This is a genomic window from Ruegeria sp. CDSA141 (assembly GCF_059612005.1).
This window is the reverse complement of sequence record NZ_JBXWPT010000003.1, coordinates 292,355-305,628: the sequence shown is the minus strand read 5'-3', so window position 1 is coordinate 305,628 and position 13,274 is coordinate 292,355. Positions and strand designations below refer to the sequence as shown.

Below are 13,274 nucleotides of genomic sequence, written 5' to 3'. Positions count from 1 at the left end.
CAAAAGTCTTCCTGTCGGCCATCGCTCTAGCAGCCACCGTGCTGTTCTGGCTGTAAATCAATGAGTCTAGAGCCTAGAAAGCGGTTATTCCCTGAACGGCAACGAAATCCGCTTCACTGCCATCTGCTAACTATGACGGGAATGTCCGGTTCTTGCGGTTCGTTACCTGCTGCGCTCGCGAGTTGGAAGAGAGAGACAATCGGCAGCTTTGGGCTCGTCTGACCGAGGCCTTTCAAGGCGTGAAGGTCCGCTCTCAGGAACCGGTCTTGAGTTTGCAAAGGGCGCTTTCTGCGCATTGCTGCAATTGGGGCATCGCGCAGCATCGGTCCAAGTGGGCTCAGAGCGGTCGTTAGCTGCGTTCCGTCTGAATGACCGCTCTGCGGACCAAGCCGTCGTCCAATAGAGGGACCGCGACAACCGCAACGTGCGCATTGCAACCGCTGCGGAGGACACGTTGGGCGGGAAGCAATCATTCGCTGCAGATGCAAGCAGCTATGTTAGGATCTACGAGATCGGACATACAAACATGCGTAGGTAGCGATCTACAAGTCAGTCGGTCGACTCCTTTGAGGCTGTTTCCACGTTGTTTTCGCTCGCGTGCTCACTGCGAGCGTTCAATTCTTTGGGTCAGGCCAACTACATAGCCTATGACCCAACTTTCTAAGATCCTACTTCCAAAAGTAGTTCCGGGTTCACACTACTACCCAACGCTTATATCGCGATAAATTGGCGTTGAACGGGCTCTTGGTGTGCCGATAGTACGACCAGTAGCCCGGGAAGGCTCAGCCGTGTCGCGCTTCGAGATCGCCGGAACGCAAGGGCGTCATGCGCGGGATCAGCATGGGAACCATCGCCTGGTACGCGCGATACGTATCGCCAAACTCGCGCACCAGAGATCTTTCTTCGAACCATAGGCCAATCATCACGTAAACAGTCATCAGCCCGGCAAAGAGCGCGTGACCAACCGTCATGTGCGGCGTGCCGAGTAAGACTAGGATGACGCCAAGCTGCATTGGGTGGCGCACGAAACGGTAAAGTCCGGGCGTTTTAAACTCCGGTTTGGGCATAGGCTGAGCGCTGTTTGCAGTCCAAATCTGACGCAGACCAAACAACTCGAAATGGTCGATCAGAAAGGTGGAAAGCAAAACCAGAAAGACACCCAGTGCGCAGATGCCATAGGTCAGCCACGCCAGGGCACCATTGACGATCCAGATCGTTTCGGGCATCGGGCGCCATTGCCAAATGGCCAGGGTCAGAAACAGGGCCGATTGCAGCACATAGGTGCTGCGTTCTGCATCCGCAGGAATGATCCGCGTCCACCAGGATTTGAACGCCTGTCGCGCCATGAGGCTGTGAAAAAAGCCAAAGAGGAAGATCAGCCCGACATTGATGACGAGGGCGACGGGCCAGGCGGATGAGGTCCCATCGTTGATCGCTTTCGGAATAGGCAGTTGCAGGAGAAAGCCGATCATGTACAGAAAGGCTACATTGAAAAGAACATAGGCAGCGGCGCCATATAGGATCAGACCAGGGCGGTTCATAAGTCAGGCTCCAATTCATTATTGTTTCAGATGATCTCTGTTTGCCCGAGCCGGGTGATGCGATGCTTGGTCCTTTCATGGAGGTTTTCTGGTGATTTTCTGGAGACTTGGCGACTATGTGTCCTGGCCGCTGCCAAAGCGCTGTGCTCGGATACGAAAACAGCTTTATTTGGGTGCCGCGAATTGCGTTCAAGCTTTACGAAAAAACTGAATTCGCGCAGAATTCCCCTGTGAAATATGCTTTTGATCAATACGTTCTGGATGCAAGCCGCCTGCAATTGACGCGGGAAGACGTTCCAATTGCTACAGAGCCGCAAGTGTTTGCGCTGCTTCGGCATCTCCTTGAAAACCGTGACCGTGTCGTTTCTAAGGACGAAATTTTTTCGATTATCTGGAAGGGCAGGATAGTTTCGGATGCAGCCCTAAGCAGCCGCGTCAAAGCGGTCAGAGCAGCCATTGGAGATGACGGCACGCGGCAGGCTTTGGTCCGAACTGTGCACGGGCACGGGTTTCAATTTGTTGGCACGGTCGAGGAAACGCATGACAAGACCGGCTCTGCAGCGGTTTTATCGCAACCCTCCATTGCCATCATGGCAACCGTAATAGTGCATCCAACAGATGCTCAACGGGCCTTTGGTGAAGGGTTAGAGGACGATATTAGCGCAGCCATTGGTCGGGTTGGAACGATTTATGTCGCGCGATACTCTGGTCAGAATGACCCAAAGCAAGCTGCCGAGGAATTGGGCGTTCGGTACGTGCTTGGCCTCAAATTACGATTTGCGGGGAATGCATTTCGCTTAAACGCTTCTTTGTTGCATGCCGGACGGCAGGCAGAGGTTTGGGCAGATCGTTTTGAAGGGCAGCTTGACAACCCTTTTGAGGCGCAAGACCTGGTGGTTGCGGCCATTCTGGGCCGCCTCGTCCCCAATATCATGATGGTTGAAGTGCAACGCGCCTTGGCTGAGGCTGACTTGACGGATGCATATCATGAACTTCTGCGAGCGACGCCGCTTTGTATGCGGATGGACGCGGATGACAATCGGCAAGCCGTGGTTCATTTGCGACGGGCATTGGTATCAGATCCCAAACATGCCTTGTCACATGCAATGCTTGCGTGGTGTCTGGGACAACAGGCGATGTCCGACTGGGCCGTTGACGGACCAGCCGCGCTTGCAGAGGCGATGGAACATGGCAAAATCGCGCTTGACCTTGCGCCACGCGATGCGTTGGTTCTGACTTTCGTGGCCACGGCCGAGGTGGCTGCAGGGCAACATACTGCAGCGCGCCATCACCTTGAGTCTGCCCTTGCGTTGGACCCAAGTCTGGCTTGGGCCTGGGCCATGTTGGGAGCCGTGGAAACCTTCGCCGGGAACATGAACGAAGCAGTAGCAAACTACGAAAGAGCTTTGCGTCTTAGCCCGCATGATCCGATGCGGTTTAGCTATTATTTTGGCATTGGCGCCGCCCGATACGGATTGGGCGAATATGAAGATGCCTTATCTCTGCTTGAACAAGGTTACATTGAAGCGCCCGGCTCTACATGGGCACCGCGACTAATCTTAGCCTGTGCTGCCGAACTTAACCTGACCGACAGGATGCATGCCATGGCCGCAAAGGTTCGTAGCGTGAGGCCGGATGCCACTGCCGAAAAACTTGTAGAAGCAAGTGTCGTGAAAGATCAGGCATACCGTGATCGAATGCTCAGTTCATTTCGCAAGGCAGGTTTTTAAAACTCAGATCCCGCGCCAAGGGCTCAAGCGACCTTTCTGTTTGGTTGGTAGTGTTTCAGGCGCGCAATTTGTGTATCGCCGAATCCACGCAGGGAGACTGTCTCGGCCTCACTGAGTTTGAAATCGTCGATCAATTCGTCGCGCATCGAGTCGCATATCGTGATCTCCATGGGGTTTGATTGAGCTTGCAAACGCGCGGCCATGTTCACCGCAGGGCCAAAGACATCATAGACGTATTTCTGGACACCGACCACTGAGCCTACGACAGAGCCGCTGGCAATGCCGATGCGAGCGCGCCATTTGTGCGGGTGCGTTTGATTGCGCCGCTCCAGAAAGCGCATCATTTTGGCCGCGACCCGCGCAGCTGAAAGCGCGTGATCTGGCGTGGAGTGCGGTAATCCAGTCACTGCCATGTAGCAGTCTCCGATGGTTTTGATCCTCTCGCTGCCGTGATGCTCACCAATCTGATCGAATGCTGTGAAAATTGAGTTCAGCTCGGAAACCGTCACATTCGGATCGCCAGCTGCGGCCATCTTGGTAAACCCGACAAAATCCAGCATTATGACGGTCACCGGCTCGAACAACCGTGGTGTGACAAATCCGAATGTCATGAACTCCTCGTAAACCGATTTTGGCATCATGTTCAGAAGTAGTTTTTCAACCCGCCTGTTTTCCCGCTCCAACTCGCGGGTTCGCTTGTCAACCATGGCTGCATAGCTATCGACCATGGCTTCGGTCTCGCGCAAGCGTGAGATGTTGTGACCTTCGATGATAATTAACCTGTTGCCCTCGTGTTCCGCTTCATGGGCACTGAGTTCAACGACCAAAGTCCGATGTTTGACTTTCGTGCGAACCTCCACCGATTCCCTATCTGGCAGGTCTTTCAAGGCAATAGAAGTGTCCAAATTCAAAACTTGACCCTGTGCCGCGCTCCTGAACCATGTTTCGAACGTTTGGTTCAGCGAAACGATGACGCCGGTGTCGGCGTCAACGATACAGATTCCAACATTTATGGAGCCAAGTAGCTTTGCACTAATTTCCTGGATCTGCATGGAATTACCTAACAATCAGCGAACGTCGCGCTTCAACGGCGCTCAGTGTTTTGGAAAGGTCGTCTGGAGCAAAGCCCGCTTCGGTCAACGTTTTGTCTAAAAGCGCTATGACTTCATCGAACTGCACATTTGTGACGGTCAAGTGATGATGCCCGCTCGCCAATCGCTGATCCGTGTACTTAGCAGGGGCCCCAAGAATCGACGCGAAGAATTTAGTCTGGTTATCAATCAGTTTAGCCATGTCGACGTCGTCGAAGAATGGGCCAACGATATCGCTGTCCAGCACCCGATCATAGAAATTGACAATCACCGAATGCAACGCACGCATGCCGCCATATTTGTCAAAAAGCGGGAGTGATCTTTGGCGTTCGGACTGCCCTAGCATGGAATGTCTCCTGAGAATGACTTGCCCGGCGAATTCCGCCGGGCTTATGGCTTTTCATGCTCTGTGAATGATGATCTCGGCGTACTCAGCCGGAACAATCATCGCCTGAGTATCGGTCGAGTGATTGCGCGCAACAGCGATCAGGTCTGCTGCGAGTTGCGGTGCGCGCTCGCCGACGGCGTCAAAAGCTTTGTGCATTGGACCGTATATTTCGCGCCACCGTTCCACCCAATGTTGCGGCGAACGTTCACGGAAGGTGAAATGGCGTTTCGTGATTTCAATTTTTTGAGCTTGTGCCCCAAAGAGCTCCTGCAAACGCGCCTTGGTACCCCACTCCAACGGAGAACGAACGCCCGAAACCGGTGGCACATGCCGTCCGATCGTTCGAAAGACTTCGCCTATGAAACTTTCTGGCGTCCAGTTGGCAAGACCGATGGTGCCTCCGCTGCGGCAGACGCGCAGCATTTCATCAGCAGCCGCCTGTTGATTGGCCGTAAACATGACACCAAATGTAGATGTGACATGATCAAAAGATGCCCCCTCAAAAGGCAGGTCTTCTGCGTCGGCTTCCCGAAATGAAACGGTTAACTGCTCGGCTTTGGCGCGGGCGGCACCCGCGCGCAACAGACTGGTAACATAGTCTGTGGAAACGACATTGCAGTGTCTCCGCGCTGCAGCCAGGGTTGCGTTGCCGTTTCCGGCGGCAACATCCAGAACGCGGGCGTCGGGTCGCAAATCCATCGCCTCTGCAAGGGTCTCACCAACGATTTGTAAGGTCGTGCCTACGGCGGCGTAATCACCTGACGACCATGTAACGCGTTGTTTTGATTTGACCGCGGCCAGATCTGGTGCGGTGGCAATTGAGGCGGCTGTGTTCATTGTCTGTCTCCATTGATTTCGCTTTCAATGGAACAACTCTTGCCAAAAGCCGGGATTTGAAACTTGCAGAAGACCTGGAGAACATCTGATGTTTCCTGCAGGTTTGTCTGTTTCTAGTTGTTTCGATTGAAATCGTTGGATCTCCTCGTTCTGCGTGGCGCCCTGTCAAGTTGAGTTCGACGATTGCCGCTGACGAATGTCCGCTATGCGGGTGCGGCTGCAACACCCGGATTGAGTGTTCAATGTCTGGAATGGCCCGGGATTGTCAGCGGCCAATGTCGGCTCTCGGCAGATCGCTTCGATTTATTCATAGTGCAGCATCGGTCAAAGTGAGCTCAGAGCCGCCATACGCTGCGTAGTGCATCAGAGACCGCTCTGCGGACCGAGCGGTTTTGCCCATGTAGCGTATTAGTGATATCGACATAACGTCAGCGTACATATCCTTCTGGCAATGCCGACCCCATTTCTGGAGGAGGTTCAAAAGCGACCAAAAGTGAAGAGTTCAATATTTCGGAAAACCAGTGCCGCCTGCATTCTGGCCTTCTCCCTTTTTCAAAGTGGGGCAGCTGCCGAAAACGCCTCTAACCCACTTTCAAAAGGTCGGAACACAGATCTCAGAATTCAGCATACTGACGGAAATAGCGGTAAAAAAACAGACTATTTCATTGATGGCGCCTTCATGGCGCTAGACAATTTGAAGATCAAATACGAGCTTCACTACAACAATATATCAGCAAATGGGATGTCTTCCAGCGACTGGGAAAAGGCGCTCGTTAAATTGATATACTTCCCAACGGAGGGCTTGCTCAATGAGACTTGGGGGTACCGCGCGGCGGTGGGCCTCGACTGGATAGTTGAGTTTGGCAATGATGACCAAGGTATTGGGACAGGTTCAGATCAGCTCGGACCGTTCGTCGGGGTCGCCTTTGGAAACCAAGATACTGGTCTTTCACTTATCCCCTTGGTACAGCATTTCTTTGACTACAATGGCGATACCGACATCAGCCAGACGGCGCTCAGGTTAATCGCGCTACAACCCTTCGCAACCGACTACTGGGCCAAGTTGGATTTGAAAGTCCCATATGATTGGGAAGAAGATGCATGGTCTGGCTCTGCAGAAGTCCAGATCGGATACAACATCAACGAAGGCATCGCAGTCTACGGCGAAGCGCTTCTGGGAATTGGTGGCAACCGATCTTTTGATGAAGGATTTGGTGTAGGCCTTCGCTTCCGATACTGAACCTTTAGCCTTTTCCGACTTGGTCTCAGTAAACGTTGTTTGTTTATGACCGCTCAGGGCTCGATGCGGTCGTTCTTAGAGTTTGGGCGAATGTCTGCAGTGCGGACAAAGCCACCATTTGGTCAATGTCCGCTTTACAGAAGCGGGATTCGGTGGCGGGCTAAGCCTCCCTGTTCGATCGTTTGAACGCTGCCGGGGACATCCCGGTCCATTTCCGAAACGCCCGTGAGAATGCCGTGGGATCGGTATACCCGAGCCTTTGCGCTGTCTCGCCAACCGACGTATTACCATCGATGAGAAGGCTTTCAGCGGCATCCTGTCGTAAACGCGCAATCACCTGCGAGGCCGTCTGGCCATAGGGCTTCAGCCGGTTGTTCAGGGTTTCGCGGTGAAAGCCGCAAAGATCGGCCAACGCGTCGACACCAAATCCTGGTTCAGCCAGATGAACCCGTATCAGTCCTTCCAGTCCGGCGAGGAAGTCCAGCGGTGCTGCCAGATCATTGTCCTTGATCCTGAGGTCTGATGGGTTTTCCAATGCATCCTGCGTTAGTCGGTAGCTCAGCCAGTTTGACGGAAACCTGATCGAAAACCCCCGTGGTCCGCACTCGATTGCTTTGACGCCATGAAACTGTTCGGGAAGCGCATTTGGATCGCAGACTTGCAGAATGATCTGGTGGGGGTCCCATCTGAAATCCAGAACCCGATGCAACAGCGATATCCAGATGCTGGCCAGAAACGCATCAGCCTGAGCTGGCGACACAGCGATGGCAAAGTTCCGTCTGGCGTTGAAATACGCATGCTCCTCTTCGACAAGGAGCGATTGAGTGACAGCATTCGACTCCTTGGAAACGGCTTGTGTGAACCGCGTAAAGAAATCCCCCAGTGTCACCGCATCCGCCAGCGTGTCACCGAGCGGCAGAAACCGAACAAGGTCGACCGACTCACCGACCTTGGCGCAGAACTCCGGCGATGTGGCGTCGGCCACAGCCTGAAAAATCCGGTAGACGGTGTCGTGCTGCACGAAATTCTTCCGGTCCATTACCTGCGCTTCGTTCAGCCCCAGCGGATCGAGTACAAAGGCGGGTTCAATGCTCACCTTGCGTAGGGCGGCGATGACAGGGCTCGCAATGGCAGCCCTGACAAGCGGCAGCCCTTTGTCTGATTTTTTGATGATTCCGTCCGCCATCATGCCTCCTGTTACGCAGAGTTAGGACGATGGCATCGGAAATTCCTACTGAAAACTTTTCAAACCTTGCAGTTTGCCAAAACAAAATTTTCGCGCTCGGCAAACTGACAGGTAATTTTTTGGCGCGGTCCCTAAGCTCAAATTGGAAAAGCAACTTCTGTGATTCGCTGAAAGGAATACCTCCATGATCACGAAACTGGCCCAAGTTCTGACGACAACGACCCTTGTCGCAGGTCTTTTGTCTTCAACCCATGCCGCTGCACAGGAGGAAAGCTTTCCGATCCTCTTCACCAACGTCCATGTCTTTGACGGGGTGAACGAAGAGCGGATCGAGAATGCCAATGTGCTGGTGGTCGACAACCTGATCGCCGATGTCTCGACCGAGCCTCTGGCTGTGGCGAATGCCCAGATCATCGATGGCGGCGGGCGCACGCTGATGCCGGGGTTGATTGATGCGCACGTACACATGGCCATCACCGAACCGATTGCGGATCTGAGGGACAATTTCGACTGGATGTACTGGGGGGCCACATCGACGGTCGAAGCAGAAAAGATGCTGTTGCGCGGCTTTACTTCTGTCCGCGATGCGGGTGGGCCAGCGATGGGGCTTCAGAAGGCCATCGACCGCGGAAAAGCCGTGGGTCCGCGGATCTATCCGTCCGGCCCCGTGATCTCGCAGACCTCCGGGCATGGCGAGCACAGGCACTACACGGAACCGCACCCCAATTTCGAAGGGTCCTCGCCCTCGTTCTTCAACCAGCACCTTGAGTTTCTTGCTGACGGTGTTCCGGAAGTTCTGCGCGCGACGCGGGAGGCACTGCGTCTGGGCGCATCGCAAATAAAGGTCATGGCGGGCGGTGGTGTGTCCTCTAGCGTGGATCCGCTGCACACCGTTCAGTACTTGCCCGAAGAACTAGAGGCGGCAGTGCAGGCTGCGGCGGACTGGGATACCTACGTCCTTGTCCACGTCTACAATGACGAGAGCATTCTGCGATCCATTGAAGCGGGTGTCCTGAGCATCGACCATGCGCAATTGATGACTGAAGTGGGCGCGCAGGCGATCAAGGACGCGGATGTCTGGGTCGTGCCCTACTATTCTCTTCTGGGGCTGGATGAGGAGGTTGTCACGAAGGTGCTTGGCCCACTCGCTGCTCCCAAATTTCTTGCAGTTCAGGCCGGAGCCAGAAACCAGATGAAGTTGCTGAAGGAATTTGGCATCGAAAAGGTCGTCTTTTCCACCGATATTATTGGGGACCCTGCGGCCCTCACCAAACAGAACGATGAATTCAAGTATCGACTCGAAGAGTGGTCTTCTTACGAAGTTCTTTTGCAGGCTACGTCTAAGGCCGGTGAATTGCTTGCCCTGTCAGGTCAACTCAACCCCTATCCCGCGGGTCCACTCGGCGTGATTGCAGAAGGGGCCTATGCGGACATTTTGCTCGTCGAAGGAAACCCGGTCGAGGATGCCCTGATCATGACCGACTACGAGAACAACTTCGATCTGATCATGAAAGACGGCGTGATCTACAAGAACACACTCGACTGAGTGTCGCGCGGGGTGAAGTTACCTCGGCATCCCGCGCACCCAAAACACTGAAAGAAAGGCCACTCGATGAAACAGCTTAAACAGATTGCAGTGACGGCAAGCGCGTTCGTATTCGCGGCGAGCGTTTCGTTTGCGCAGGACGCTTTGCCTCAAACACTGTTCACCAACGTCCATGTTTTTGACGGTGTGAACGAAGCGCGGATCGAAAATGCCAGTGTTTTGGTCGAGGGAAACCTGATTAAGGAAGTTTCGACCGATGCCATCGACGCGCCGGACGCCACCGTGATTGATGGCGGCGGTCGCACGCTGATGCCCGGGCTGATCGACAGCCACGTTCACCTGAACCTGACCGGTCTGTTCACAAGCTTTGGTGGCGCGGAATATGCCAATTGGGATGGTATTGGCGCAATGGCGGCTGCGAACGCGCGTGACTACCTCATGGATGGTTACACGACTGTTCGCGATGCCTGTGGTCAAGGCGATGCGATGAAGAAACTAATCGATCAGGACATCGTCGTCGGACCGCGGGTTTACCCAAGCGGTGCCTGCATCGGTCCGCAATCCGGTCACACGGACTGGCGCAGCCCGCGTGCCCGCGCCGAAGGTGGCCCTGTCACACAGGTCGAGGAACTTAATCTCGCGGTCGTCGCGGACGGCGTAGACGAAATCAGAGCAGCCGCGCGCAGAAACCTCAGCTTCGGCGCCACGCAGATCAAGCTTACGGTTGGCGGTGGTGTTTCCTCTGAATTGGACCCCCTCTGGTCCGTTGGATACAGCGTGGAAGAGATCAAAGCCGCAGTGGACGCGGCCGCATTTTATGACACATATGTGTTCGTACACGCCTATACAGACGAGACTGTTAAACTGGCTCTCGATGCCGGAGTGAAGGTCATTGACCACGGCCAGATGGTCACCGAAGAAACCGTAAAGCGCATGGCAGATGAAGGTATTATCTGGTCGCTTAATACGGCGGGGTTCTCACCGATCCTGTTTGAGCACCCCAACTTTGCGCCCGGCACGCCCGCAGGTATCAAACTCGCGGTTGCTCAGGACCAAAGCAAAGATCTCATTGAACTGGTCAAGAAGTACAAACCCAAGATTGTGCACAATGTTGATACAGTACTTTCAACGCTTGATCAGGGCCGTGCTCACCGCGATTTCGAAAAGTACCAGTTTGCGGACTGGTTCGGAAATCATGCCATGCTGGTTTCGGCCACATCGGCGGGGGGCGAGCTGGCGCAATTGACGGGACAACGCAATCCTTACCCCGAGAAACTGGGCGTGATTGAAGAAGGCGCCTATGCCGATATCCTGATCGTCGATGGCAACCCGCTTGAAGACTTGTCCGTATTGGGAGCCCAACCGAAATGGTTTGACGCAGAACCCCGCCAAGAAGGTTTTGATACCATCCGCGTAATCATGAAGGACGGCAAGTTCTACAAGAATACGCTGGACTGAAAAGCTCAGGCATTTTGCAATCTGCCCATGCCTGCGCCGGATCGAACCTTTTCTGGCGCAGGCAGACAAGCCAAACAGCAATCCCCCGCTGAAGGAAGAATCAAATGCGTAAATCTCCGATACTCGCCGCAGTGCTCAGCGTCACCGCTGGACTTGCGCAAGCCCAAAACACGACAGTTTTCACCAATGCCAACGTCCTGACGATTGATGACGAATTCTCGGTGGCGGAGGCGATGGCGATCCGGGGCAGCCGTATTCTAGCGGTCGGGGCTGAAGCGGATGTGATGGCCGAAGCTGGGGAAAATGCGTCGGTTATTGATCTGGCGGGAAACACGATCATGCCCGGCTTCATTGACGCGCATTCGCATCCAGTGGGCGGCGGCGCGTCTTCTGTTTTTGACAACGTGGGCATCGACCGTTTTTCCACAGTCGAAGAGGCGCTAGTGTACATGAAAGAAGCCACAGAAGGCCAAGGTCCTTTAGATTGGGCGTTGTTTGTCAACCTCGATCTGGCGACGCAATCCTTTGCCGATGGCCTAGTTACACGCGATCATCTGGACGCAATCGCGCCAGACACGCCGATGGTCATCTGGCAAGCCGGTGGCCATAAGATGACAGTTAACTCCGTGATGCTGGACTTGATGGGGGTTGCCGATGACGCACCGGATCCTGAGGGTGCCCAGTTTGGGCGTTTCGACGACGGTCGCCCCGACGGAAACTTGTCTGGAGCCGCACTGTTATTTGGCGCACTCGGCGTTATTGAACCCTATAACACCTATGATCGGATCGATGGTTCAGTTGCTCTGGCGAAAGACTGGAATGCGCAGGGGCTCACAACTCTCGGGGTTGCCGGTGTAGCGACACCGAAAGATTGGGGCGTATTCGAGGAGCTAGCTGCGCGAGACGATTTTCCCTTGCGGACCCGTCACTACCTTCAATGGGGCGCCTACGTATTGTGGGATCAGGCTGGTGTGGCCCCCGGTCAGGGCGATGAAAAGTCCCGTATAATTGGCTGGAAGATCAGCGCGGACGGATCCAACCAAGCCTTTACGGGTTTGCAGCGCGAACCTTACCTGAATTCGGACAACCTTGGTCTGGCCTATATGAGCCAAAAAGACATCGACACTGCGGTTATCGAAGGCACGAAACGTGGCGGACAAATGGCCATGCACGGCAACGGAAATGCCGCCATCGACAATATTATTTCTGCGGTCCAGAAAGCACGCGATGCAGGTGTCGATGTTGTGCGCCCTCGAATTGAACATTGCTCGATCACCGAAGATGACCAGATCGCCAAGCTCAAAGAACTGGACATGTCCTGCTCTTTCCTGATTGCGCATGTCCTTTACTGGGGCGCGGCGTTCCGAGACACTGTGTTTGGACCTGAAAAAGCGGTGAAACTGGATCGCACCGGCAGCTTTGAGAAGGCCGGTGTGCCCTATTCTCTGCACACGGATTATTCCGTCTCGGTTCTTTCTCCGTTGGAAATGGTAGAAGCCGCAGTAACAAGATCCTTGTTTACGGACCCGGATACGGTGCTGGGCGAACACGAAAGAGCATCGGTGGATATGGCTCTACGGGCGATTACCAGCGTCCCGGCCTTTCAACTCCTGTCAGAAGAAGAGATCGGCAGTCTTGAGGTCGGCAAACTAGCCGATTTCGTGATCCTGGCCCAAAATCCCCGTGACATAGCCGCCGACCAAATCGCAGAGATCGAAGTGGAGCAGACCTGGATGGACGGGAAGAGGGTTCATTGAGGTTCTTGGGTTCCAACCGGCATCGTTGGCTCACATCGATCCTTATCCCGAGAAGATAAACTCAACACGGGGAGTAAACAAAAATGAAATATCTGATCTGGACGGCGTTCCTCGCGCTAGCCTCGACGGCTTCGGCACAAGACAATGGGGAAAACATGCGCACCTTCTTGTTCATTGGCACGTCCAACAGTACCGCTTGGGAAATGCAGATCGAGAATCCGGGAGATCGCGCGGCCAGCGTAAAAGATGGGATCGAAGCGCTCGGCGGCGAGCTCCTGAGCTACTACTGGGGCCTCGGAAACGGGAAGAATTACATCACGGTCTCACTTCCGGACGATCCCACCTTCATCGTGGCTTTCTACGTCAGCCGCCTCGGGGACGGTCTGCTGAACGATTACCAGATGATCGAATTGATGAGCAGTGCGGACATGGCCGAAGCGCTGTCCCGTGTGCCCGAGATCAAGGCACAGGATGATTTGAAGTAGTGGAACGCGAAGCTG

Annotated in this window: 11 protein-coding genes; 6 read left to right on the top strand and 5 right to left on the bottom strand. The window is 54.4% G+C overall.

All coding sequences use genetic code 11. From position 1 onward, the window contains the following. Window positions 1-782: 782 nt before the first annotated feature. Window positions 783-1,541 (bottom strand): methanethiol S-methyltransferase, encoded by a 759-nt coding sequence (mddA, locus tag AC2FLP_RS07995; RefSeq protein WP_299640394.1) that lies wholly within the window; start codon window positions 1,539-1,541, stop codon window positions 783-785. Window positions 1,542-1,771: 230 nt separating this feature from the next. Between mddA and AC2FLP_RS07990 the strand changes: the two genes are divergently transcribed. Then, on the top strand, window positions 1,772-3,271 hold the full coding sequence (locus AC2FLP_RS07990) for a winged helix-turn-helix domain-containing tetratricopeptide repeat protein (protein ID WP_299640396.1): 1,500 nt from the start codon (window positions 1,772-1,774) through the stop codon (window positions 3,269-3,271). Between the two features lie 23 nt (window positions 3,272-3,294). Here AC2FLP_RS07990 and AC2FLP_RS07985 read toward each other — a convergent pair whose 3' ends face one another. The 3 genes from AC2FLP_RS07985 to AC2FLP_RS07975 all read right to left on the bottom strand — a co-directional run bounded on the left by AC2FLP_RS07985 (window position 3,295) and on the right by AC2FLP_RS07975 (window position 5,587). Further along, window positions 3,295-4,182: an adenylate/guanylate cyclase domain-containing protein gene (locus tag AC2FLP_RS07985; RefSeq protein ID WP_496682754.1), complete on the bottom strand. Its 888-nt coding sequence runs from the start codon at window positions 4,180-4,182 to the stop codon at window positions 3,295-3,297. A gap of 145 nt (window positions 4,183-4,327) precedes the next feature. After that, the gene (locus AC2FLP_RS07980; protein WP_496682751.1) at window positions 4,328-4,708 is read right to left on the bottom strand and encodes a group I truncated hemoglobin; all 381 of its coding nucleotides are present in this window, start codon (window positions 4,706-4,708) and stop codon (window positions 4,328-4,330) included. Between the two features lie 54 nt (window positions 4,709-4,762). Further along, window positions 4,763-5,587 carry a class I SAM-dependent methyltransferase gene (locus AC2FLP_RS07975; protein ID WP_496682748.1) on the bottom strand — a complete coding sequence of 275 codons (825 nt, stop codon included), beginning with the start codon at window positions 5,585-5,587 and terminating at the stop codon, window positions 4,763-4,765. Between the two features lie 493 nt (window positions 5,588-6,080). Here AC2FLP_RS07975 and AC2FLP_RS07970 point away from each other — a divergent pair, with 493 nt between their 5' ends. Next, window positions 6,081-6,827, top strand: a complete 747-nt coding sequence (locus tag AC2FLP_RS07970) for a hypothetical protein (RefSeq protein WP_496682745.1) — start codon at window positions 6,081-6,083, stop codon at window positions 6,825-6,827. Window positions 6,828-6,987: 160 nt separating this feature from the next. On the opposite strand, the gene AC2FLP_RS07965 is transcribed toward AC2FLP_RS07970, so the two are convergent. Next, window positions 6,988-8,013, bottom strand: a complete 1,026-nt coding sequence (locus AC2FLP_RS07965) for a helix-turn-helix domain-containing protein (protein WP_496682743.1) — start codon at window positions 8,011-8,013, stop codon at window positions 6,988-6,990. A 184-nt stretch (window positions 8,014-8,197) separates the two neighbouring features. Here AC2FLP_RS07965 and AC2FLP_RS07960 point away from each other — a divergent pair, with 184 nt between their 5' ends. The 4 genes from AC2FLP_RS07960 to AC2FLP_RS07945 all read left to right on the top strand — a co-directional run bounded on the left by AC2FLP_RS07960 (window position 8,198) and on the right by AC2FLP_RS07945 (window position 13,259). Continuing rightward, window positions 8,198-9,559, top strand: a complete 1,362-nt coding sequence (locus AC2FLP_RS07960) for a metal-dependent hydrolase family protein (protein ID WP_496682740.1) — start codon at window positions 8,198-8,200, stop codon at window positions 9,557-9,559. A 66-nt stretch (window positions 9,560-9,625) separates the two neighbouring features. Beyond that, on the top strand, window positions 9,626-11,017 hold the full coding sequence (locus AC2FLP_RS07955; RefSeq protein ID WP_496682737.1) for a metal-dependent hydrolase family protein: 1,392 nt from the start codon (window positions 9,626-9,628) through the stop codon (window positions 11,015-11,017). Window positions 11,018-11,121: 104 nt separating this feature from the next. Further along, the gene (locus AC2FLP_RS07950; RefSeq protein WP_496682734.1) at window positions 11,122-12,774 is read left to right on the top strand and encodes an amidohydrolase; all 1,653 of its coding nucleotides are present in this window, start codon (window positions 11,122-11,124) and stop codon (window positions 12,772-12,774) included. 83 nt (window positions 12,775-12,857) lie between these two features. Beyond that, window positions 12,858-13,259 carry a hypothetical protein gene (locus AC2FLP_RS07945; protein ID WP_496682731.1) on the top strand — a complete coding sequence of 134 codons (402 nt, stop codon included), beginning with the start codon at window positions 12,858-12,860 and terminating at the stop codon, window positions 13,257-13,259. Window positions 13,260-13,274: the final 15 nt, after the last annotated feature.

Coding starts and splice junctions, on each gene's coding strand:
- mddA (WP_299640394.1), bottom strand. CDS start 1,541: ATGAACCGCCCTGGTCTGATCCTATATGGCGCCGCTGCCTATGTTCTT.
- AC2FLP_RS07980 (WP_496682751.1), bottom strand. CDS start 4,708: ATGCTAGGGCAGTCCGAACGCCAAAGATCACTCCCGCTTTTTGACAAA.
- AC2FLP_RS07975 (WP_496682748.1), bottom strand. CDS start 5,587: ATGAACACAGCCGCCTCAATTGCCACCGCACCAGATCTGGCCGCGGTC.
- AC2FLP_RS07965 (WP_496682743.1), bottom strand. CDS start 8,013: ATGGCGGACGGAATCATCAAAAAATCAGACAAAGGGCTGCCGCTTGTC.
- AC2FLP_RS07960 (WP_496682740.1), top strand. CDS start 8,198: ATGATCACGAAACTGGCCCAAGTTCTGACGACAACGACCCTTGTCGCA.
- AC2FLP_RS07955 (WP_496682737.1), top strand. CDS start 9,626: ATGAAACAGCTTAAACAGATTGCAGTGACGGCAAGCGCGTTCGTATTC.
- AC2FLP_RS07950 (WP_496682734.1), top strand. CDS start 11,122: ATGCGTAAATCTCCGATACTCGCCGCAGTGCTCAGCGTCACCGCTGGA.
- AC2FLP_RS07945 (WP_496682731.1), top strand. CDS start 12,858: ATGAAATATCTGATCTGGACGGCGTTCCTCGCGCTAGCCTCGACGGCT.